General features: G+C 73.0%; 24 protein-coding genes. 18 read left to right on the top strand and 6 right to left on the bottom strand.

Annotated elements, in window-relative coordinates; genetic code table 11:
• Positions 1–284: 284 nt before the first annotated feature.
• Positions 285–938 (top strand): hypothetical protein, encoded by a 654-nt coding sequence (locus IE98_RS0130275; RefSeq protein WP_030274428.1) that lies wholly within the window; start codon positions 285–287, stop codon positions 936–938.
• On the opposite strand, the gene IE98_RS0130270 is transcribed toward IE98_RS0130275, so the two are convergent.
• The 6 genes from IE98_RS0130270 to IE98_RS0130245 all read right to left on the bottom strand — a co-directional run bounded on the left by IE98_RS0130270 (position 928) and on the right by IE98_RS0130245 (position 6,167).
• Positions 928–1,119, bottom strand: coding sequence for a hypothetical protein (locus IE98_RS0130270; RefSeq protein ID WP_030274427.1), 192 nt, complete (start codon positions 1,117–1,119; stop codon positions 928–930). The two genes, IE98_RS0130275 and IE98_RS0130270, sit on opposite strands and share 11 nt — an antisense overlap.
• 104 nt (positions 1,120–1,223) lie before the next feature.
• Positions 1,224–1,784: a Uma2 family endonuclease gene (locus tag IE98_RS0130265; RefSeq protein ID WP_030274425.1), complete on the bottom strand. Its 561-nt coding sequence runs from the start codon at positions 1,782–1,784 to the stop codon at positions 1,224–1,226.
• A 117-nt stretch (positions 1,785–1,901) separates the two neighbouring features.
• Positions 1,902–2,753, bottom strand: a complete 852-nt coding sequence (locus IE98_RS45220; protein ID WP_052391157.1) for a DciA family protein — start codon at positions 2,751–2,753, stop codon at positions 1,902–1,904.
• A 36-nt stretch (positions 2,754–2,789) separates the two neighbouring features.
• Positions 2,790–4,202 (bottom strand): hypothetical protein, encoded by a 1,413-nt coding sequence (locus tag IE98_RS45215; protein ID WP_052391156.1) that lies wholly within the window; start codon positions 4,200–4,202, stop codon positions 2,790–2,792.
• Positions 4,203–4,812: 610 nt separating this feature from the next.
• Positions 4,813–5,418, bottom strand: a complete 606-nt coding sequence (locus IE98_RS0130250) for an ATP-binding protein (RefSeq protein WP_063749031.1) — start codon at positions 5,416–5,418, stop codon at positions 4,813–4,815.
• The gene (locus tag IE98_RS0130245; protein ID WP_030274417.1) at positions 5,415–6,167 is read right to left on the bottom strand and encodes a GntR family transcriptional regulator; all 753 of its coding nucleotides are present in this window, start codon (positions 6,165–6,167) and stop codon (positions 5,415–5,417) included. The genes IE98_RS0130250 and IE98_RS0130245 overlap by 4 nt, the downstream gene beginning before the upstream one ends.
• A gap of 357 nt (positions 6,168–6,524) precedes the next feature.
• On the opposite strand from IE98_RS0130245, the gene IE98_RS0130240 reads away from it, so the two are divergent.
• The 17 genes from IE98_RS0130240 (at position 6,525) to IE98_RS0130145 (ending at position 21,466) form a co-directional block, all read left to right on the top strand.
• On the top strand, positions 6,525–7,073 hold the full coding sequence (locus tag IE98_RS0130240) for a hypothetical protein (protein WP_052391155.1): 549 nt from the start codon (positions 6,525–6,527) through the stop codon (positions 7,071–7,073).
• A gap of 158 nt (positions 7,074–7,231) precedes the next feature.
• Positions 7,232–7,651 carry a hypothetical protein gene (locus IE98_RS0130235; protein ID WP_030274413.1) on the top strand — a complete coding sequence of 140 codons (420 nt, stop codon included), beginning with the start codon at positions 7,232–7,234 and terminating at the stop codon, positions 7,649–7,651.
• 5 nt (positions 7,652–7,656) lie between these two features.
• Positions 7,657–7,794 carry a hypothetical protein gene (locus tag IE98_RS49550; RefSeq protein WP_159401117.1) on the top strand — a complete coding sequence of 46 codons (138 nt, stop codon included), beginning with the start codon at positions 7,657–7,659 and terminating at the stop codon, positions 7,792–7,794.
• A 275-nt stretch (positions 7,795–8,069) separates the two neighbouring features.
• Positions 8,070–8,249 (top strand): hypothetical protein, encoded by a 180-nt coding sequence (locus IE98_RS48430; RefSeq protein ID WP_030274412.1) that lies wholly within the window; start codon positions 8,070–8,072, stop codon positions 8,247–8,249.
• Between the two features lie 577 nt (positions 8,250–8,826).
• Positions 8,827–10,347, top strand: a complete 1,521-nt coding sequence (locus IE98_RS0130205) for a DUF2637 domain-containing protein (RefSeq protein WP_043175478.1) — start codon at positions 8,827–8,829, stop codon at positions 10,345–10,347.
• 188 nt (positions 10,348–10,535) lie between these two features.
• The gene (locus tag IE98_RS0130200; protein WP_030274407.1) at positions 10,536–11,000 is read left to right on the top strand and encodes a hypothetical protein; all 465 of its coding nucleotides are present in this window, start codon (positions 10,536–10,538) and stop codon (positions 10,998–11,000) included.
• Positions 10,997–11,311 carry a hypothetical protein gene (locus IE98_RS0130195; RefSeq protein ID WP_030274406.1) on the top strand — a complete coding sequence of 105 codons (315 nt, stop codon included), beginning with the start codon at positions 10,997–10,999 and terminating at the stop codon, positions 11,309–11,311. The genes IE98_RS0130200 and IE98_RS0130195 overlap by 4 nt, the downstream gene beginning before the upstream one ends.
• Positions 11,312–11,428: 117 nt before the next feature.
• Positions 11,429–13,528 carry a hypothetical protein gene (locus IE98_RS0130190; RefSeq protein WP_030274404.1) on the top strand — a complete coding sequence of 700 codons (2,100 nt, stop codon included), beginning with the start codon at positions 11,429–11,431 and terminating at the stop codon, positions 13,526–13,528.
• Positions 13,529–13,551: 23 nt separating this feature from the next.
• The gene (locus tag IE98_RS0130185; protein ID WP_324605816.1) at positions 13,552–14,118 is read left to right on the top strand and encodes a conjugal transfer protein TraB; all 567 of its coding nucleotides are present in this window, start codon (positions 13,552–13,554) and stop codon (positions 14,116–14,118) included.
• Between the two features lie 82 nt (positions 14,119–14,200).
• Positions 14,201–16,309 (top strand): hypothetical protein, encoded by a 2,109-nt coding sequence (locus tag IE98_RS0130180; protein ID WP_030274400.1) that lies wholly within the window; start codon positions 14,201–14,203, stop codon positions 16,307–16,309.
• Positions 16,310–16,361: 52 nt separating this feature from the next.
• The gene (locus IE98_RS0130175; protein ID WP_030274398.1) at positions 16,362–17,006 is read left to right on the top strand and encodes a hypothetical protein; all 645 of its coding nucleotides are present in this window, start codon (positions 16,362–16,364) and stop codon (positions 17,004–17,006) included.
• A gap of 132 nt (positions 17,007–17,138) precedes the next feature.
• Positions 17,139–17,675: a hypothetical protein gene (locus tag IE98_RS0130170; protein WP_030274396.1), complete on the top strand. Its 537-nt coding sequence runs from the start codon at positions 17,139–17,141 to the stop codon at positions 17,673–17,675.
• Between the two features lie 151 nt (positions 17,676–17,826).
• A complete protein-coding gene (locus tag IE98_RS45210; RefSeq protein ID WP_030274395.1) occupies positions 17,827–18,807 on the top strand; it encodes a hypothetical protein in 981 nt (326 codons plus the stop codon).
• 222 nt (positions 18,808–19,029) lie between these two features.
• On the top strand, positions 19,030–19,575 hold the full coding sequence (locus IE98_RS0130160; RefSeq protein ID WP_030274393.1) for a hypothetical protein: 546 nt from the start codon (positions 19,030–19,032) through the stop codon (positions 19,573–19,575).
• Between the two features lie 148 nt (positions 19,576–19,723).
• On the top strand, positions 19,724–20,458 hold the full coding sequence (locus IE98_RS0130155; protein WP_030274391.1) for a hypothetical protein: 735 nt from the start codon (positions 19,724–19,726) through the stop codon (positions 20,456–20,458).
• A 138-nt stretch (positions 20,459–20,596) separates the two neighbouring features.
• On the top strand, positions 20,597–21,175 hold the full coding sequence (locus IE98_RS0130150) for a hypothetical protein (RefSeq protein ID WP_030274389.1): 579 nt from the start codon (positions 20,597–20,599) through the stop codon (positions 21,173–21,175).
• A 99-nt stretch (positions 21,176–21,274) separates the two neighbouring features.
• Positions 21,275–21,466 (top strand): hypothetical protein, encoded by a 192-nt coding sequence (locus IE98_RS0130145; RefSeq protein WP_030274388.1) that lies wholly within the window; start codon positions 21,275–21,277, stop codon positions 21,464–21,466.
• Positions 21,467–22,223 lie beyond the last annotated feature (757 nt).

The raw sequence follows: 22,223 nt of genomic DNA, 5'->3' as shown, positions 1-22,223 counted from the left end.
TGAACGACCGTTGCGCAGGCCAGCTGGACGGCGTGCTGGGCGCGGCGTGCTCCGCCCCCGCACCCGTGGCCAGCGCCCAGGCGGCGCTGGACCCGCCATGCTGCCGCCTGACCTGCGCCATCGACGCTCCGCGCCGACAGCGCACCGCCAGGGCCTAGGGGCCCTGGCTGGTCAGTTGCCCTTGGAGACATGGCTGGCGCCGTCACGTGATCTGGTGAATCTGCACCAGGTGCGCAGCGTGGCGCGTCATTGCTGCCGACGACGGCAGCAGTACGGTCTCGGGCATGCCGAAGAAGCCGCAGCAGCAGGTGGTCCGGTCAGAGAAGCTGTCGAAGCTGGAGTCCGTGCAGGCGCTTTTGGATCAGTGCTTGACGTTGAGACCTGGGCCCGACGACATCAACGGGGACACTGCGTCCGGCTGGCACGTCCGGGCCACCGATGGGCTGCTCAATGCCCTCGCGGATGTTGCTGTGGCGTACGACGACGATGAGGAACTGGCTGCTTGGCTGCGGACGTTGGGCCTGCCGCGGTGCGAGAAGGCCGAGTACCAGGCGACGAATGGTTCCGCCTGCGCGAGGAAGTTCGTGTTGTGCATGGAGATCCTCCGAGCACCGGCAACGGACAAGAGCACCCCTCGGTATTGCCCCCGGCACCTTGAGCAGTGGCGAAAGGACCGGGAGGCGATCTATGACCGACTGCGGCAGCGGCTGCAGGCGGAGGCGGCCGAGCGGCGACGGGTGTGGGAGTCGTTCGGGTGCAGCCAGTGCGGGCAACCGGCCGGCTCACAGTGCCGTAGCGCCAGCGGGGGCAAGACCGGGTCACACGCCCGGAGAGTGAAGGACGCAGGTGAAGGCACACTCGCCAGGCGCAGCGTCGGGTCAGAGGCACCGCACCAGGGGAGTGGTCTGGACGCCTTCGCGGGGAGCCTCAGCTGCTGAGGTTGATGCTGCCGTCCCGACGGGTGTTGATGCGCACCTCGGTGTAGCCGTTGTCGTCGAGGAACTGCCGCAGCAGGCGCCAGTCGACGACCGGCTCGCGCTGAAGAGCAGGTGTCTGTTCCGGGACCGAGTCGCCCCAGCTGGCATCGAACAAGATCGAAGCGATGACCGGCCTGGCCATGGAACCTCCTCGGGCGGGTGCCGACACAGTAGGGCACCGGCACGACTTTCCGATACGCCGACGGTCGGATCCGTGAGGGGTCCGGCCGTCCCGTGCTCGCACCGCTACCGGCGGAGCGCTGCTGGGTCGAGGTCGAGGGAGAACGGGTCGGTGAGTGCGGTGGTCTCGCCGGCCTGGACGAGGCGGTCGACATAGGTGCCGCGTTCGAGGTGGCCGAGGTACAGGCGGGGGCCGGGTTCGAGTTCGAGGCGCCAGTAGTGCGGGATGCCGGCCGCGGCATACAGCGACGGCTTCATCTTCCGGTCGGTGACGCGGGTCGAGGGCGAGGCGATCTCGATGGCGACCAGGACGTCGTGCGCACTCAGGGTGGTGCTTGCCTCGGCGGCTGCAGCTGCATCGACGACCACAAGGTCGGGGATCAGCAGCCCGTCGGGGACGACCACGTTGACGGCTTCCAGCACCTCGTACGGGGCGTGGCTGGCAGCGAGCGCGGCGTCCAGAAGTGCCCACAGTCGGGAGCTAGCGCGCTGGTGGGGGACGCCGGGATTCGGGCTCATCAGCAGCGCTCCTCCGACGAGCTCGATGCGGTGGCGGGTGTCCTCGGGCAGGGCCAGGACGTCGTCGACGGTCCAGGGCCCGCTGTGCTCGGTGACTGCAACGCTCACGATTCCCTTCACCTCCTCCGGTGCCTGCCCTCATTGTCCCCGGCGGGGAGATCGGGCGGTACCGGCTCACGGATTCGATTCGGCGGACTGACCAGGAATCCCGGCCAGACGCTGGGGTCATGCGGCGCCGGTGACGGGCGCCTGCTTCCGGGCCGGGCGCAGCGGAACGGCACCGGCCCGCTGCGCCCGGGCGGCTGCGAGGGCAGCGTGGTGGCGGGCGAGCTGCTCACGGGCATGGGTACGGGCGGCGGTCTCCGGGCGCCGGGTTTCCTGGGGGGCGGCGGTGGGCCGGGCTCCTTCGGGCTCGCGCAGCCAGCCTCGGTGCCCGCGGAACCACTGGTCGCGATCGGCGGCAGTGTGGGCGGCGGCCTGGTCGAGTGCGACCTGGCGGGCGATGGCCTGGTCGCGCATCTGCTGGCGAAGCTGCTGGTAGGCGGCGCTGTCGGCGAGCGGCGGCATGGCGGCTTGGTCGCTCTGCCGCCGGGACGGTACGGCCGGGTTGGTGTCGGGCCCCGGTGCGGAGGCCGGGCCGACGCGGATCTCCAGGGCGCGGACGGTGTCCGGGCGCGCCTGGTTGAGGCGATCGAGGATCTGGCGCTGTTCCAGGCGGAGCTTGGTGGCCCAGGCCGGGGAGTCGCAGGTGACACGCAGGGTGCGGGTGTCAGCGTTGAACCCGGCCGGGAACCAGTGCTGGGCGGCCTGGGGGCCGACGAGCTGGGTCCAGTTGTCGCGCATGGTGCCCTGGGCGGTGCCGAGCGCCCAGCCGTGGGCGGAGGCCATCGCGGGGAGGACTCCGGCCAGGGCGGAGGGCTCGCGGGCGTCCCGGCCGGCGCGGGCGATCTGCTGGCGGGTGGGGCCGGCCTTCTTCGCCGGGGCGCTCCCGTTGAGGCGAGCGGCGCGGCGGGCGGCGCGCAGCACGGTGCGGGCGAGGTCGGCGCCGCCGGGCGCCGGGTCGTTGGTGCTGGTCATGCGGGGGACCTCCGTTCGGACGACGTGGTGGGTTGCTCAGCGGGTGATGCCGAGCTGGACGTTCGGGTTGGCGGCGAGGGAGGTGTAGTGGGCGACCATGTCGGCGCCGTACAGGTCGAAGGCCAGGTCACCGGCGCTTTCCATCCGGGCGGCGGCCGCGGCGGGCAGGTAGTGCGCCTCCTGCCGGTCCTGCTCGGTCACCGGTGCGGCGCACGCGGCGGCGGCTTCGCCGAACAGACCGGCGAGGAACTCCAGCTCGCCGGTGCGCTCGCGCACCGCAGGTACGCTCATGTCGTGGACCCGGGCGGCGGCATCGGCCACTACCTGCTGGTCGTGACGGTCCTGCTCGACGTCCTGGCGTAGGGCGTGCGCGATCAGCGCATGGGGCCGCTCCGGGCGCCACAGCAGACCGGCACCCGCGTACTGACCTGCGATCTCGCTGAGCCAGGACACCGTGCGCTGCTCGTCCCAGCCTCGAGCCGCGGCGTCATTCAGGACCCACCGCAGCTGGTCGTGAGAGGCCTGACGCACCCACGGCACCCGCCGGTACGCGACCCGCGCGAGCTGGTCACCGGCGGCCATCATCGCCGCGGTGACGACCTGTCCGAGCACCGTCCGGCGCCGCGCCCCAGCCTGCCGCGAGGCCTGCTCCCTCTTGGTGATCGACTTCTCGACACGGGCGGTGCCCGTAGCTTTTGAATCACCCACGGAGGGAGAGCTCAGGCAGTCAGTGGTACCGACCTCCATTGGGGTGCAACGCGGCGTGCTGACGGCCCGTCGGACACTGGTGTGGCGAACGGTGCGGCGGGTACGGCAGGAGGCCTTCTTCCCGAGCTTCGCGATCAGGGTTCGACCCGCCTCCGAGATGCCGGTCATCCGCCGCTCTACACCCTCGCCAGCGGTGCGGATCCCGAGCGCCTGGTCGTAGGAGAGGGGGATGAGCCGCTCGTACTCTGACACAAGGCAAGTGACGCGCTTCTGACCGGGCATCATCGGCAGCCGGGTGCCGACCGAGCGCCAGGCCAGCAGACCAGTCGAACGCAGGATCTCCAGGTGGTACTGCACGGTGCGCTCGCTGCACTGCAGACTCCGCATCAGGTGCGCGACCGATGGCCGGCACGGGGTCAACTCCGAAAGCACGTCGACGAGGCGCAGCGTCGTTTCGCCGAACCTCGGCCCGTGCGTCGGCACGTAGATGCCAGCACCGTGCACCCAGTGCGCGGCCTGCCGCCAGCTGTAGCCGTCGAGGGCGATCCGGCCGCTGGCACCAGACACCAGATGGTGCTCCTCCGGAGCCCATGCCACCCGTGACACCGCAGCGGTGCCCACGGATGCGGCGCCGGCCCGCTGGCCGGGGATCCGAAGGAGAGGGGATGCGTCCGAAATTCGAGGGTTTGTGCGGCCGCCGGGCATGGCCGACTGGATCTGGGCAGCATCGTGCTGCATCATGGCCCCGTCCTCATGCGTTTGGATGAGGGCACACGAAGGCCCTCAATGGGGGTTGACGTGGTTCGTGGAGAACCGAAAGAGAGGCGACAGGCCCCGGCAAGGGCGGTCCCTCAGGTGGACGATCTGGGTACGCAGCCGGCCGGCAAGCCAGCGAGCACCCGGGCGGCGCTGCCGTGAACCCTCCCGGCTAGGAGGATCAGCGGGTGAAGGCGCCGCCCCCGGTGGCTTAGGTCATCTCCGCCCCGGCTCGATCGAGCTGACGGGGGATACCCGCGCGCCGCGCAACGACAGCAGGCACGCGGAAGAATGGTGATCAAGAAAACGCGTCCGAGCAGACAAGTGTGCCGTGGACAACCCCGGCACGCTGTTGCGCCGATAGGCACTGCTCCAGGTACGCTGATGCACAGCGCCACCTCCTCTGGGTAAAGGTGTGCAGCTATTGAGTCAGGAAGCCGACTCCTACACCGGCCCTGACTCCCGGCCCCGGGGTAACCGGTCCGGCGGACTTCCACAAATTCCCGCCGCGGCTACCGACGGGGCCCTACTTTTTGCCCGATGACCACCAGTGAGGCTTCCACCCCTCACCTGCGGCTACGGACGGCACCTGATCCTAGACCCTCTGCTGGCAGTCAGGTACGCCCGAATCACTCTCGGCAGCAGGTGTCTCATGGCAGCCGTCGAGACGTCCTGAGTTCAGGGAGGCGATGATCCGCTCCGGCCTGCCGTCGTATATCAGATGAACTTCTTCACTCAGGGGCGGAAAGAACCGGCCTGCGAAGCGACGCAGGTCCTCTTCGGAGAAGAAGATCGAATTAGGATCCCGAGCCCAGTCATCGTTGCGGACCCGGATCCGCTGCCACAGTTCATCGTGAGGGACGGGCAGGTAGACGAGGACCGGGACAGCACCGGCCCTGTGTGCGATCGCTCGCCATTCCTCACGCTCCGCTGGGGTCCACAACCCGTGGTCGAACACCACCGAAGTGCCAGAGCGCAGCGAGGCACCCACCGCGACGCCGAGCTCGTCCAGGATCGGCCGCTCCCTGACCAGGTACGAACCGCGCGGAAAGTCCAAGCCGTAGCGCCCATGCCGGCGGAACATCTCCTCATCAGGGCAAACCCGTAGATATCCCTGTGCCTCCAGGGCGCGAGCAAGCCGGGTCTTGCCGGAGCCCGGCAGGCCGACCATCAGCACGCACAGGGGTTGGCATGCCGTCATGACGAGATCTCCGAGACGTCCTTGCGGGTGCGACCGGGAGCCCCGACATCCACGCCGTACTCGATAAGGCGTCCTTGTGCATCAACGAACTTGGAGTGAAGGACAAGAACGGCTGCCGTCGTGTCGGGCGGAAGCTCCAGGAGCCGCAGATCATCTGCGGTCGCGATCCGGGCCGCCGTCTCGTCGCGACGCCTGACCGCATGCCGACCGGTGGAGCGTGCGATCAGACCCAGGGACGTCCCGCCCTTGATCCGTTCGCTGCGCACAAGCGCCGGTACCGCCTGGGCGTACTCCGCGGGAATCCACGACGTCGAGTGCGCAACGACCCCATGGCCGTCACGGTAGACGCGCGACCGGCGGATGACCTTCTCCCCGACACCAATCCCCATGGCCGCAGCGACGTCACTAGGAGCTGGAACGACCGCGCCCTCATGGGAATCGGAGCGCTCGCCAGTACCCCATGACGACCCGGTGCTCAGGCCGCGGTCGTGCCGCTGCGCGCCGGAGGAGAGCGGTATGGGTGTGCCAACGACCTCGGTGCCCACACCGTGGATACCCCGCACCAGCTGCTCTTCGCGGAGGGTGCGCAACGCCTTCTCCACAGTTGCGGTCGCGACGCCCCACTCGCTCGACAGCGTCTTGATGCTGGGCAGCAGGACGCCGGCCGGCAACTCGCCAGAGACGATCTTCTCGCGGTAGTGCGCAGCGATTCGCGCATACGGAGGCCGGTTGTCGGCTCGCTGCATCATGCCCTCCTCTCCTTGATGACAGACACACGGTATCGCACGGAACCACTTGACACCATAGGGAACCCTAGGGAACCCTAGGGAACGTGCAAGGGGGCCTGAGGAAACATCAGGTCCTCTTGCACACCAGCGAGTTGCTGTAACACAGCGACCGTCACCGCTTCGGCGGCGTGACAGGGTCGAGCTCTGCTCCCTCGGATCGAGACGGTTGTACCTCATATCGGGCACCACCTGCACGACCTTGAGCAGCGCTGCTGCGCTGCCCGTCGACCAGGAACTACCGGGTCTCCGGCCTGGCCGGCGGAGTGAGCAGCATCTCCGCTCCTCCCGCGCCCCGACTGCCTCAGAGGAGGTACCGCGATGTCGAAGTCCCGCGTCCGCACCCGGCACACCAACGGCCGTCCGGCCCTGAAGCTCAGTTCACTCTCCAACGCGGACTTCAACGTCCGCTCCGGCGAGCAGTTCACCATCATCTGCCCGGACTGCCGGAGGTGGCGGCGCGTGATGGGCTCCACCACCCTCAAGATCAAGGAGCACCCCGTACACCGCGACGAAGAGAACTCGCCGCTCTGCCCGGGCTCCCGCCAGCTCGTCGTGGTCGACATCGACGTGGCGATGTGGCAGGCCGAGCAGAACCGTCTGGTCCGGGACGCGGTGCCAGCCGAGACCCGCCGCGCGGCCCGCCAGCACTACAAGCCCCTCCCGGAGCCCGCCCCGGCGATCCACCAGATGGCCGAGCGACGCCAGAGCGTCCCCGCACCGACCACCGCCGAGCGCGCCGACCAGTGGCGCCGCAGGCTCCCGGCGGTGTTCGTCACGGACACCCTGCGCCGCATCCCGCTGCTCGACGCCGTCGGCCCGATCCGCGGCATCGAGGTCCCGACGGAGAAGCCGTCCCGAGCGGCCTGACCCGCCGCCAGCACGAACGACCACGGCCGCCGCCGACCCCGGAGGTCGGGGTCGGCGGCGGCCGTGGCTGCTCGTACAGCAGCCACCACAACGAGAAGGCCCCAGGGATTGCGCCCCCGGGGCCTTCGTCGGTCGCTCCCAGCGAAAGGACCACGACCGTGCACACCATGATGGCATCCGCCGACACCCTGGCGAGCCACCAGAGCAACGACTTCGACGACCTCTACGACCGATACGCGAGCTTGCTGCGCGCGGCCGCGGCCGAGCAGGTCGCCGCGATCAGCCCGGAGAGCACCGGCCTCGCCGAGGACCTGACCGAGGCGGTCTGGGCCGACGTCGCCGCGGGCTGCTACCCGCAGGGCGCCCGCGGCCTGGACGGCCTGCTGATCCTGCTGCGCGACCGGGCCCGCCGGGTCCGGGACCGCGCGCTGGCCGCCACCCGCGCGATCCGCGAGGTCGTCATCGACCTGGACGACCTCGCCGACGAGCCGCACACCGCGATCCCCACCGTCCGGGCGCTCCCGGCCACGGTCTCCGCCGCCGTCGCCGCCATGCGCGGCCTCCCGCTGGCCGGGTGAGCGCCGTGACGATGACGCCCGAGGGCGCAGCCGAGCTGCAGCGCCAGATCCAGGAGCAGGCGGCCCGGCTGGAGGCGCAGCGCGCCGCCGACCGGGCGGCCGCCGAGGCCGCCGCCCGCACCGCTGCGGGAGGTCGCGGATGATGCTCCGCCAGCACCTGCACGTGTGCCGGTCCTTCATCGGCGGAGGCACCCCCGTCCCGCCGCCTGCACCGCCGACCCCGCCCGCGCCCCCGGCCCCGCCGGCCGACCCGAACGGCGGTGAGCAGTGAGCAGCCCCGAGGACCAGGCCTGGACCCAGCGGCAGATGGACGAGCTGCTGCGCCGGGCCCGGGAGATGCACCAGCGGGCGCAGGCCGAGAAGGCCGGCCAGCAGAAGTAGCCGCACACCCAGCCAAGAGAGAGGAAGAGCACGCGTGATGACGACCGAGGAACGCCGGCAGGACGGACCCGACACCCACACCTTCCGCGCCTGGGCCGACACCGTCCTGGACCGGGAGACGGCCGACGGCGCGCAGCTGCAGCAGCGGCACGTCCTGGACGAGGCCGCCCACCCCGAGACGGCCGCGGCGTTCCGACGCCTGGCGGCCCGCGCCTGATTGCCGCCGGTTGCTGCCGTTCGCCGCCGCGCCCCCGCCCCCGCACCGCCGGGCGGCGGGGGCGCGGCGGTGTTCGACGGTGCCCGACGCGCCGCCCGCCGGATACCGGCGGACCGATCAGGAAGGACAGGCCGACGGCGACAACGGCCGCATCGGCTGGCTCCGCCGCTGATTTCGGCACCGCCCTACTGCTGCCCCGACCGGTTTCGGAACCGGCACCCCGCCGCTTCGGCCCCACCGCACACGACGCTGCGCGCGCCCCCGCCCCGACGGGCTGCGCGGGCCCGCTTCCCACCCCGGCCGGCCGCCGCTTCGGCACCACCCGGCCCCGTTTCGGGAGCACCTGATCCCGTTTCGGGAGCAGCCCCGACCGTTTCGCGCCCACCTGAACGATCTCTCTTTGGAGACCACCGTGACGATCACCGACATGCCGCCCACGGCGGCTCCACCCATCCCGACGCAGCACGCGCCGGGCCCCGTTTCGGCACCGGCCGGACCCGTTTCGGGAGCGGCCCGGTTCGTTTCACCTCCGGCCCCGGACGCTTCGGAGACACCCGCCGAGGGCCGCAACCCCCTGATGATCGGCCTGTCCCTCGCGGCAGCCGTCGGCGGCATCCTGGTCGGGGCGATCGGTTTCGCGATGTCCTACGACACGCTGGCCGCCGTCGCGCTGCACTGGGGATTCAGCACGGACCTGGCGCCCTGGTTCCCGATCGGCGTCGACGCCAGCATCGTGGCGTTCCTCGCCCTGGACCTCTACCTGGTCCGCAAGCTGACTCCCTGGCACGTGCTGCGCCTGGCCGCCCACCTGATGACGGCCGCGACGATCTGGTTCAACGCCTCCTCGCAGGGCCCGGTGCAGGCCGACCCGGTGCGGGCGGCTGCGCACGGCGTCATGCCGATCCTGTTCGTGATCGGGGTCGAGGCCGCACGCAGGCTGATCATCCAGAAGGCCAGGCTGGAGGCCGGTACCGCGGCCGATCGGGTGCCGCTGCACCGCTGGCTGCTGGCCCCGGTCCCCAGTGCCCGCCTGTACCGGCGGATGCGGCTGTACAACGTCGCCTCCTACCCGGAGATGGTCCGCCGCGAGCAGGAGCTCATCGCCTACGAGCTGTGGCTCAAGCGCAAGCACGGCGGCAGCTTGGACCTGGCCAGCGAGGACGAGCTGCTGCCGATGACGATGGCCCCCTACGGCTACACCGTCACGCAGGCGCTGGCGATGCCGGACGAGCAGGAACGGGAGGCCGAGCTGCGCGCGGAGGAGGCCGAGCGCCGGCGCCTGGCCGCGGAGACCCGCCGCCAGCTCGCCGAGGCCGACGCCGAGGCCGACCGGCTGCGGGCTGAGGGCCGCCTGGAGGCGGTGCGCGCCGAGGTCGCGGGCGAGACCGGTCAGGCCCGCGCCCACGCCAGGGCCCAGGTCACGGCCGCCGAGCGGGCCGCCGAGGCGGAGGAGGCGGCGCTGGAGACCGCGCTGCTGGCCGAGGCCCGCGCCCGCACCGCTACGGCGGAGCGGGAGAAGGCCGAGGAGCGGCGGGTGGCAGCGGCCACCGACGTGGAGGCGGCCCGGCTGGAGCGGGCCGCGGCCGAGGAGCGCAAGGCGGCCGCCGAGGCCGACCGGGTGGCCGCGGCGGAGGAGCGGGCGATCGAGACGCAGACCATCGCGGTGGCCCGTCGGGCTGCTGCCGAAGCGGAGGCGGCCGCGGCCGAAACGAAGAAGGCTGCCGCCGAAACGCGTCGGGCTGCTGCCGAAGCGGACCGCCTCGCGGCCGAGGAGAAGGCCCGCGAGGAGGCCGCTCTCGCCGACATCGAGCGCTCCCGGAAGGCTGCTGCCGAAATGGCGCAGGCCGCTGCCGAAACGCGGCTTGCCGCTGCCGAAATCGAGCGGCGCGCGGTCGAAGCGGAGGACATCGCCAAGCTCCGCCCGCGCGAGCGGGCGGTGCGCAAGGTCGCCCGGATGATCCTGGCGACCGCCGGCGGCATGGCCGAGCAGCTGCCGCTTGCGGACATCCAGCGCGAGCTGGAGGTGTCCTCCCCGGCCACCGCCTCGGAGTACCGCCAGGAGGCCGCCGAACTCCTCGCCTCCGGCTACCGGCCCTGACCAGCCGCACCCGTGCACGGCCTCTCCGGTGGCCACCAGGGCGCACCAATCGCCCTGGTGACCGCCGAAGGCGCCGAAGCGCCGCGCACCACCCTAGACCCGGCCGTCCGGCCGGAGCCCGGGTCGACAACCACAACCACCCACCCCAGGCCGGGACCACCGGCCGAATCCCGAAGGAGGAAACCCCCATGACGGACGAGCACGAGAACGCCCTGCGGGCCGTCGCCCAGAACCCCGAGGCCTTCGTCGCCTACCTCGCCGACCTGCAGCGCATGCTGCTGGGGATCGGGCAGAACCTGGAGACGCTGCAGCGCGAGACCCGGGTCCACCTGCGGTCCACCCACGTCGAGGGCGACCGCTGGTACCACGCCCGGCTGCGGGCCCTGCCCCTCGAGCGCCAGCTCACGGACGTCCTGCGGCACCTGAAGGCCGTCACCGCCGGCCTGGAGAAGGGCGCCTACAAGCGCCGCGCCCACGAGGACGAGGTGAACGCCCTGCCCGGAAAGCGCCGGGAGAAGGCCATCGCCAAGGACCGGAAGAAGCCCCCGGCCGCCCTGCCGAATTCGCCCACCGAAAAGGGTTCCGCCCCGGCGGATTCCCGGTACGGTGGCCCCACGACGATTTTCGACCTGGGCGACAGGCGCTCCGCGTGAACCGGCCGCTGACCGGCGTCGAACGCGGCACGGAAAAGCGCCGGGCCTGGTACGTCGACGAGGAGCGCAAAGCCCGCGAACAGCGCGGCGAGCAAGGCGCGATGGAGTTCTGGCTCCGCACCGCACGCTCCCAGATCGCCAAGGACATCAGAGCCGGCCGCACCGATGCGTGGGCCGGCTTCGCGCTGGTGTGCCGCCTGCTGATGACCGCGCTCCAGAAGCGCGCCGCGGGCGACCGGCGGATCTGGGACGACCTGATGCGCTACGCGGAGCAGGTCGTGGCACAGCACCCCCCACGTGACCCTGCGTGAGATACGAGGCCCCGCCGGACGGCCGGCGGGGCCTCGCGCGCAATACGCGTGCACACGTGCCCGTGCACGCGTGCACACGAGAGACCACTGTCTGTCAACCCCCGAAAGGAGGTATCCGTGTCCGACGACAACGACAGCGACGGCGGCGACGGCCGGGTGATTGAGTTCCCCGGCAGCGGGGACGGCTCGTACGTCCCGCCCCCGATCCCGCTCTACCGCGACGAGACCGCGGTCCCCCCGGAGAGCCCCGAGGAGACCACCCTCGAACTCCCCGCCATCCCCGCACCCGCGCACCCCGCGACATATCTGGCCTCGGAAGGAATTCCCGCCAGTTCCGCGCCCGGAAATTCCGGCGAGGATGCGGAAATAGGCGAGGAATCCGCCGAATACTGGGTGCGGCGTTCCCTCGCCGACCGGATCGGCGACTGGCTGGAATACCGGATCGACCTCGGACGCGCCCGCAAGGACGCCGAAGCCCCTCTCCGCGAGGCCGAGATCGAGGTCGCGATCGCGCGCCTGAAGGCGAAAACCGACCGCGAAACCGGGCTCATGGAGCAGCAGAACAAACTCCGCCAGGCCCAGCTGCAGGCGGCCGCGGCCCGGACGACGGCGCAGGGCAAGACGGACGCGGTCGGCAAGGGCGCCGACAAGGGCCTGACCAAGTCCCCGACCAGAGCCCCTGGCGGCGCCGGACGCAACGGCGGTCCCGGCGGCGGCAAGGGGCCCAATCCCGGCGCCGGTGCTGGCAAGGGTTCCCCCCCGGGGCCCGGTGGTGCCAAGAACGGCCCCGGCGGGCCCTCTGGCAGCCGCAAGGGGCCCGGCCGCGGCACGGAGTCGGCGAGCGACCTGAAGAGCCGTCAGAAGCGCTCTGACGGCTCTGGCGGCTCCGGCGGGGGACGGGACGGCAAAGGCCGGCAGCAGGCTGCGGCCGAGCGGTCCCGCGCCCGCCAGGAGCGGCTCGCCGCCCGGCAGAACGCCAACCTCGCGGACCGCACCAAGGACCGTGACCAGGCCCGCGACCGCCGGGCGACTGCCCGGCAGGACCGCCGCACCGACAAAGCCGAACGCCGCACGAAGAAGGCCGAACGCGCCGCCACGCGAGCGGCTCAGAAGGAGGCAGCGAAGGCCTCAGCTGCCGAAGCGGGCCGCACCACCCTCGGCGAAGCCGTGGCCCAGGAGGCACAGCGGCGCTGGGACGAGCGGCAGCAGGCCGGGAGGGAGAAGGCGGCCGCACAGGCCGACCTGTCCAAGGGCAAGGCAACGAGCGCCGATGGCCAGGACGGCGCACAGGCGGCCGGCGAACCGGAGCCGAAAGACGGCGGGCCGGACCCGAAACGCCAGGAGGCGGACCCGAAACGGCAGCAGCCGGAGCCGAAAGACGACGAACCGCAGGCCCGCGGTGAGGACCCGGACGGCGACCGGCGGTCGAAGGAGCGCCGGTACACCTGGTGGGACCCACGCGCCGGGTTCGGCTACCGGCGCACCGGCAGCGACACCACGGCCGGAGCCGGACCCGCCGAGGGCAACGGCACGGCGCGGCCGGACCCCGGCGATCCGGACCCGGAGCCGGAGACCGTGTCCCCGGGGCGTTCCTGGCAGCCGCCGCGCGGCACACCGGACGGCGACGGCGACGGTGACATCCAGGACGCGGAGATCGTCGTGCCCGAGCTGCCGGCCACCGGGCCCGCCGCACTGGGGCCCGCGCCCGAACGGCACACCCGGCGGCCCGGCACCACCCGGCCCGCCCCGACAGCAACGGAAAAGGAGGAGACGCCTATGGCGGCACCCACGGGCACGGGCGGCCGGCAGCGCACGGCCGCCCGGCAGAAGATGGCCGCGCAGCACCGCACCGAGGTCACGCTCGACGAGTACCTGGTCGAGATCGCCAACATCGCGGTATCCGCGGCCGCGGACAGGGAGGACGCCGAGGAACTCGCCGCGTCGCTGACGGCCGTGGCCGACGCGCTGCGGGAGATGGCCGGCAACCTGGTCGGCGACCACAACGTCGACACCGGCGTGGTCGACCTGATCACGAACCTCGCCGACTCCGCCGCCGCGATGGCCGCCCAGGCGCAGCGCTGCTCGGCCGAGTGCGAGGAGGCCGCCGCCGCGGCGGCCCTGGCGGCGCGAGCCGTCGCGCAGGCCTACACCGAGGACGTCACCGCGATGGACGCGAGCGGCCTGGCGCAGGCCTCCGCCGCCGCCCACCACGACTAGACCATGAAGGGAGAAGCCCCCTGATGAGCAGCGAAGTCGACCACCCGCCGACCGGTGCCGTACCTGCCCCGCTTGACTCCGTACCTGGATCGGCTGCCGCCGTACCGGTGCCGACGGTCGCCGTACCGGCGTCGTCCGCCGACGACGGCCGACCCGTCCGGCAGGTACCGGCTGCCGTGCCGGTGCGGCACGGTTCGAACCGGGTGCCCGCTCCGACCGACGGCGACAACCGCTACAAGGCGGTCCAGCACAAGCTGAAGGCCTTCTCGGGCGCGTTGGACGGTGCCACGGGGCGGCTGGAGGCGCTGCGGCGGCGGATGCGCGCCACCGCCGACCGGGCCTCCACCCTGGCCGGGCACATCGCCGACGCGGGCCTGGATCCGGTGTTCGTGGAGATGACGAACGCCGTGGCCCTCGCCCTGGACGGCGCCGCCCTGGCGACGGGGCGGCTGCACGAGAGCGCGCAGGCCGTCTCCGCGGACGCCTCGGAGACGCAGCGCACGCACGCGCGCATGTACGAGGCCCTGGACCAGATCCGCTCGGGCCGCAAGCACCGCACCCCCAAGCCGGGCTTCTTCGCCCGGAACTGAACCCGCCACAACCAACCCGCCGAGGGCGGCCCCACCAGATGGGTGGGGCCGCCCTCGGCGCTTCCGTGAAAGGAACTCCCGGGTGTCCGTCCCGCCTGCCGTCGTACTGGAACGAGCCTTCTACATGGCGGCCGCGCCCTTACTGGGTGCGGCCGCGTCCCTTCCGCAGGACCACCCGGTGCACACCGCGGTCGTCCTGGCCAGCGGCGCCGGGGTCATCGGCGCGGTCGCGGTCGCGGTCAAGAGCACCGAGGGCACCGGCCGCAAGCTCATGCGGCTGTCGCCTTTCGCGCTGGCCGCCGCGGTCGAGGTCGCCGCCGGCGCGGTGCCCGGCTGGGGCTGGGACGCGCTGTTCGCCGGGGTGTGGGCGGCGGCCGGCTGCATCGTGCTGCCGCTGTCGCGCACCTTCCGCCGCCTGCGGCCCGCCCTCGCCCCGGCCCCCGCGCCCCAGCCGCTGCCCGCCGCGGCCACCACCCCCGCGGCCCCGGCGCCCGCTCCGGCCGGCGACGGTGCGGACGGTCTCACCCGGGACGTGCGGCTGCTGTGGGAACGCGCCGGAAACCCGGGCCGCACCCACGTCGTCTCCGCCACCCGGCACCCCGGCAAGCGCCACGACCTGACGATGCTGCTGCGCGCCGGCGAGCCGGGCCGGCCGATCACCGGCCTGAGCGAGGCCGCAGTCGCGGCCGCGTTCGGCATCACCGAACCCGACGTGATCCTGCTGCCCGTGGCCCAGCAGGCCGGCCGCCAGGGCGGGCCGGGCTGGCTGGAGGTGCGGCTGGTCCCGGAGGAGAACCGGCGCCGCCGGGAGAAGCCCACCGAAGCCGAGCAGTGGGCCGACACCATCGGCCGGGACTCGATCCCCGGCTCCCGCTTCACGGGCAAGCACCGCAACGCCCAGCGGGGCGTCACCTACTGGACCGCGCAGCTGCCCGACGGTGCGGGGGAGCCGCGCGTCGACCTGAAGGCGCTGTGCAAGGCGCTCGGCGTCTCCGTTGACGACGGGCGGGTGTTCGTCACCGTGGACGGGTCGGACGTCCTGGTGTCGGTGTGGGACGTCTCCCCGCTCGCCACCGTCTACCCGGCCACCCGCGAGCTCCTCACCCCCGACGCCCAGGGCCGGTGGGTGTGCGGGTTCCTGACGAACGGGCAGCCGGCCCGCAACCGGGTCTACACCGACCGCGGCGCCGCCCACGGCCTGTACGTCGCCCCGTCCGGCGGCGGCAAGACCCAGCTGATGGCCCTGTCGATCTGCGCCTCCGCGAACTTCGGCGCGGTGGTGTGGCTGGTCACCGAGGCCCCCGACGAGAAGACACCGGTGCTGGGTCAGCACTGCGACCGCTACGGCGTCGGCCCGCTCTACATGGTCCGGGCCATGCGGGCCGCGGTCGCGCTGATGGAGATCCGCGGCACGATGCTGTGGGCGGACGGGCAGGTCCACGACTGGGACCCGAAGCGGCCCGGCTGCCCCTACCGGCCGCTCGCCCTGTTCTGGGACGAGTTCCTGTCCGCGGCCCGCAACGGCGAGTACGGCGCGGAGATCATGAACCTGGCCGAGACGATCTCGGTCAAGGGCCGCAAGTACGGCATCGGCGAGCACGTCGCCGGCCAGTCCGTTTATGTGCAGGACGGCTTCACCCAGCTCCTCAACGAGAACCTCCGCGAGAACTGCATCCCCGTCGTCCTGAAGGTCGCGCCGAAGAAGGTCGCGGAGATGTTCAAGACCCTCGGCGTCGCACCCGAGGACATCCCCGACCCGCTGCCACGCTCTTTCTCCAAGGCCGAGTCCGGCCGCATCGAGCGGATCATGAACGGCGAGCCGGAGCCACCGAGCGACTCCAACACCGGCGGCGTCGGCTGGATCATCGAGTCCCGCAAGCCCGAGGTGCAGCGGTCCCTGTTCATGGATTTCCAGCAGCCCATCGCCCCGCTGTTCCCCGACACCGTTCACGGGCTTACCGACCACGAGATCGCCGAACTCGATGACCGCGACCTGTGGTTCGACTGGACGCTGCCGCCCCGCCCCGGCGAGTTCGGCCCCGAACCCGAGGACGACGACGAGAGCGAGCTGCCGTCCGGCAGCCGATCCAAGCCCCGTGCCGCTGCGGCCGACCGGACGCTTCCCGCGCAGTCCACCGTCACCACACCCCGCCAGGCCCTGGACGCCATCAAGAAGCTCACCGGCGCCTGACCGGCCCCCATGAGGCCGCCACCACCCACTTTCCACCCGATCGGAGACTGCCATGAGCAGCACCCAGCACACCCCGCACAGCACCACCCGGGCCGCGGCCGAGCCGCAGATCAGCCTCCTGACGCCCGACTACACCCCGGCCATCCTCAACGGCCAGATCCTCGCCGTCCCGCTGCGCCCGGCGGAGTGCGACACCGAGTTCGTCCCGGCCCTCATCAACGGCGAAGTGGCCGCCGTCCCGGTGCACAACCCGCTCGCCGTCCCCGCCGCCGCGGCCCAGCTGGAGCCCGCGGCGATCGCCCCGGCGCAGCCGGTGACCGACCCGGGCCTTCCGCTCGCGGTCCGCCACTGCCTTCTCTACGGCTCCCTCGCCGCCGTCGCGGCGGGCGGCGCGGTGTGGATGGTCGGTGCGGCCGTCGCCGCCGCGGCGCCGCACGCCGACGAGCTCGGCGAGCTCCTCCAGCACGCCGCGATCCTCGTCGGCGTTGTCGTCCTCGGCTTGGCCGCGCTGCTCGGCAAGCTCCGCACCCTCACCGGCCCCACGACCGGCACCGGCACGGGGGCGTCCGTGACCGCCAGCGGCACCGGCGCCACCGCGACCGGCACCGTCCTCGCGCTCGTCCACCGCACCACCACCACGACCATCGGCCGCCAGAGCGCCTGGGGACGCGGCGGCATCACCAACCACACCGGCTGACCGGCCGCCCGGTCTCGCCCCCGGCCCGCACCCGCCCGCCCCAGCCGCCTGCCGGCCGGGGCGGGCGGGCCGCTGTCCGGGGACGGGACCGGCCGACCGGCCGCCACCGAACCCCTGCCGGAGGTACCTGCCGTGACCGCACCTGCCGCCTCCCCGCTCGCCCAGCTGCTCACCGCGCTCGGTGTCAGCGAGCGCACCACCCGCTGCACCGCCGGCCGGCTGCTGGACGTGCTGGCCGACCTGCCCGACACCGCGCCGGTGCTGATCGCCGTCCCCGACCTGGACTACCGCGCGGAGCATCCGGTGGCCGCCGCCCACTGGGACGGCGCCCTGCTCCTGACCACCCTGCGCCCCGTCCCCCAGGCCGAGGCGCTGTTCCCCGCTGCGCTGTTCCCCGCTCTCGCCGCCCCCGCGAACACCACCGACCGCACCGACCGCACCGAGCGTGCCGACCGGGCGGGTGAGTGCGGGCTGAGCGTCGGGGAGCTGCGCGAGGTGCTGGCCGCGCTGCCCGACTACACCGCCGTGCTGCTGGACGTCCACGGCTGGGACGGTCCCGCCCAGCTGCCCGTCTCCGGCGCCGACTGGGACGGCGCGCTGACCCTCAGCTCCCCCTACCTGACCTGGGCCCCCGGCAGCTTCGACTTCCTCCACCAGGCTACGGCCTGACCCGCTGGCCGGCCTGCGAGCGGCTCGCCTGGTCCTGGACCAGGCCGCGACCACCGCCTGAACCCTCGGGCTGGCCCCGGGGCGGCATCCCTGCCGTCCCGGGGCCGGACCGCCTGCACTGTCCCTGCCGAACACTGAGGAGTGCATCTCCGTGACTATCCCGTCCCAGCCCGGCACTGACGAACCCGGCACCCACGAGCCGGGTACCAACGAGCCCGGCGGCACGTCCGGTCGGCGTGGGCGCACCGCCGTCCGCGCGACCACCCGGGCCGCCGCGCGGCGGCTGCGCGAGCACACCGCCTCGCGCCCTACCCGTCCCGCCGAGGCGGCCGCTGCCGTCGCGGGTGTGGTCTTGGCCGTCGTCATCGCCGGCGGTGCGCTGTACTGGCTCGTCCGCTTCCTCGTGTGGATCATCGCCGGGGCCTTCCATGGCACCGCCGGTTTCGCCGGTGGGCTCTGGCACAGCGCCACCGCCGACCACGCCCGCACCGCGGCGAAGTCCTTCACCGCCGTGGTGACCGGCCCCGCCGCATCGTGGCTCCACCAGCACACGACCGGCCTGCCGGTGACCGCCCATCAGCTGGCCGTCGCTTGGACCCTGCTCGCCGCCATCGCGTTCGTCTCCGCGCGGGGCGGCTCCCCGGCCGGGCGTCTGGTGTGGGCCTTCGTCGGCGCGGGCACCGCCACCGCCGTCTGGCAGGCCTCCCCGGACGGCCAGCGCGCCGCCGCCACCGCCACCACCGCCGGCCTGTGGCTGCTGCTCACCCTCTCCGCCTACCGGCCCCGCCCCACCTGCACCACCACCAGCACCCGCACCGAGCTGATCGTCTCCCCGCTCCTGGAGCGGGCCCTGACCGCGGCCCTCGAGCGTGCCACCAGCACCACCGCGCCCACCGCCGCCGGGGCCTGGGCCGGCGACGAGCAGGTCGAGCCGCTCCCGCAGCCGGCCACCCCGGCCCCGCCGCCCGTCGACCTCCTCCCGGCCGCCGCAGGATTCCAGTGCCGCCACTACTCGCGGTCGCTGCGCTGGGCCACCGGCCAAGAGCCCGGCGACCGCACCCGCACCTGGCGCACCGCCGACGACTCCACCACCTGCCCCACCGCCCCCGACGGCCTGCACTACGCCCTGTGACCCTGCCGGACACCCCGCGCTGCCCACCGGCCCGCACCCCGCCCACCACAGCGGGAACGGCGGTCCGGTGCGCGGCGCGGCCGCCCGGCCGAACCCCTCGTCCCGACTACCACGCTGCGCCGCTGGGCAGCCTGCTGATCTTCCCCGCCGTACTCGAGCGGAACATCGGACCGGACACCCGGCACACCGGACAGCACCCCACCAACCACGAAAGGGCCGATCATGAACTCGGCGCTCGCCGCCCACCTCTCCGGTCTGACCCCCGACCGTCACACCGGCCGCCTCGACCGTGACGACGCCTACGAGGTCCTGATCCTGCTCCTCACCGCGTTCCGCGACCTCGGCTTCGACCGCACCACCCCGGACCAGCTCCACGCCGCCATCACCAGCATCGACACCCGCAACGCCTTCGGCGGCCGCCGCGTCCTGCACACCCTGCTCCGCGAAGCCGCCAGCCACCACCAGATCCGCATCACCGCCGCCGGACACCTCCTGCTGCGCACCGACGCCCCCAGTGACGGCGGACCCGAGCACGCCTGGATCCGGCTGGAGAACCGCGGCGGTGCCGAGGTCGAGATCGTCGGCGCCGACCCCTGGCCCGACACCCACCAGGTGGCGCCCGGCCCCGCCTGGTGGCGCTGCACCGGCTGCCGCGCCAGCAGCGGCACCGACGCACAGGACCTGAACCTCATGCGCACCCAGGCCGCCGACCACGCCCGCGACTGCCTCGCCCTGCCCGCACCTCTCGCCTCACCCGAGACGGGCTGACCCGCCGTCAGTCCCGCGCCGGACACTGACGCTGCCCACCACCGCGCCCCGCCCAGACCGCGCCCGCCAGGCGCGGCGGCGGGGCGCCGTGGTGAGCGGCGCGGCCGCCCGGCCGGACCCCGCACTCCCGCCACGGAGGACACCCCCTATGACCAATGCCCTGCGCACCCGCGCGATCCGCGCCGCCCTCGACACCACCGACTCCGCCGCTATCGTGACTGCCGCGGCCGCCACCGGCCTCACCACCTACCGCGCGCTCCACCCCCGCCCGGCCGAGACCCGCATCACCGCGGCCCTCGCCGCCGGCGCCTTGGCCGCCCTCATCGCCGACCGGACCACCTACCGAGTCCTCGCCCCGCTGCGCCGCCGCTTCGCGGCCGAGCACCACGGCCTGGTCCGCGATGCCGTGCCGGCCCCGACGCCCGAACAGCTCTCCGCGGATCTGATCGCCGACGCCGCGCAGCGCGCCGCCTCCGGCGCGGCCCGGCTCGACTACGGCCTCGGTTCCCTCACCAAGCCCGAGAACTGGGCGGGGGCCGCAGACGGCACCGCGACGTGCGAGATCACCGCCACCGCCCACCTGCTCTCCGTCCCGCGTCCCAGCGACCGCGACGGCTACAGCTCACGCAGCTACCTGCTCGTCCAGGACGGCGGGCAGCCGACACCGGTCCACAGCATCGGCGACCTGGTCGTGCTCCTCGACCACGCCAAGGAGCAGCCGGCCGACCTCGATGAAACCTGTGACCCGTGGGCGGCCATCGGCCAGGACCTCGCCATCGCCGAGCTCCTCCCCACCAAGGCCACCACCGGTGACACCGGCCAGGACGACGAGGAACACGACATCGACCAGGAGGCCGAGGCCCACGCCGCCGGCCTGCTGTAACCGACCACCCTGACGGCGCCGCCCCTCCCCGGGACTGCCCCGCTGCTCACCGCACCTGACCACTTGCCACCAACCCGACCCCGGCCCCGGCCCGCACCCCAGCGGGCCGGGGCCGACCCATCCAAGGGAGACACCCGCATGACGACCACCCCCGCCCTCGTCCCGGCCGCCCGCCGCGGCCTGTTCACCGCCGCCCCCGACCGGCAGCTGCGCCCCGGCACCCCGGAACGTCCCTGGGAGCTGTGGCTCACCGGCCCCGACACCCTGCTGCCGATGGTCGACCTCGCCACCGCGCTGATGGCCGCCGCCGAGCACAACGCCCTCGCCGCCGACCTCGACGACGGCTCCCCGCTCCAGCCCGCCGGCCACGCCCTGGTCCTGACCCACGGCTACGCCTGGCGGCGCGAGGGCACGGCCCGCCCGGGCGCCGGCGTCGCGGTCCCGTCGCTGTGCTGGACCGCGGCGTGCTCGGTGTGCGGCGAGGCACCGCAGGACGAGTTCGTCCCCCACCACACCGGCCCCGACGCGGCCGCCGCCGACGCCGTCGAGAACCACGGCTGGCACCAGCTGCCGGACGGGTGGCTGGTCTGCGGCTGCGACAACACTGCCCACAGCGAGGCCCGCGCCCGGGCGACCGTCCAGGACAACGACCACGAGCCGCACCCGGACCAGCTCGCCCTCGCCGTCGGCGCCCGGCCCATCGACCCGGACAGCTAGGCCGGCCTCCGCCCCTGAACGCCCGACCGAACCGGCTCGGCCACCTGCTGGCCGGCCCGGCACCGACCGGGAACCAACCCCACCGACCAGGGAGAACCCGTGCGCATCAATGACGGACAGCCCGTCGTCACCGTCGAGAACGTCCTCAAGGTGGCCTACATCGTCTGCCTGATCCTCATGTGGGCGCTCTCCGCCGCACACCTGGCGTCCCACCATGCGTCGAACTGCGGGCCCACAGCCGGATCGACGGCGACCAGCCACCCCAGCGTTGCGACCGACTGCCCGCACTGACGCCCCCGCGCCACCATCCACGAGCTGGTGGGAGGCCGCACAGGGCAGGGCCGGAACGCCGATTCGAGGGCACCCGGCCCGGGCCGTGAGAACACCTGCCCGACCCGCACCACCCTCCAGGGCCTGGCACCGAACCCCCACGGTGTCGGGCCCTTTGTCGTTTCCGGCGCCATGCGCCCTCCGCGCCCCACGACGACGAGCAGCCCGCGGCAGCTCGCCCCAGCCGAGTCCGGCTACTCCTGCGGCCGGAGCCGGACGAACCGCACCCCGCCGTGCTGGCCAGTGTCGACCCGGTCCACCCGCAGAGCTTGCCGTCCAGGACCAGGCCGACTGGCCGCACCGGCGGATTCCGGGCGCTGAGGACGGTGCCGCGGCGGGAGACGAGCAGCGGCGTGTGGTCCTCCTGCACGCAGGCCGAGATCCGGTAGCCGTCCCACTTGGGCGTGTACTGGACGCCGCCGGGCAGGCCGTTCTTCAGGGGTAGGTGCGGGTGAGGACGGGCTGCATGACCGGGATCAGCGGGTGCAGCACCACGGTCTGTCGTGTACGGGGCACGCCGCCGAGCGTCGGGGCCCTGTGCGGTCGGTGCTGCGGTGGCTGGGCCGGACGATCACCGGCCGGCCCAAACCAGTCTGCTATTTGGGCAGTGCGGGCTTCCCTATTGATCAGAAACTCAATTGGTTCTCGTCGAGGGTGTAGCGGACCTGCGAACCGTGGAAGTAGCCGCGGACGATGTGGGGTTGGCGCTGGCGTCGGT

The organism is Streptomyces sp. NRRL B-24484 (assembly GCF_000717715.1).
GTDB lineage: Bacteria > Actinomycetota > Actinomycetes > Streptomycetales > Streptomycetaceae > Kitasatospora.
The sequence above is the reverse complement of the archived record's forward strand: the minus strand, read 5'-3'. Positions and strand labels throughout refer to the sequence as shown.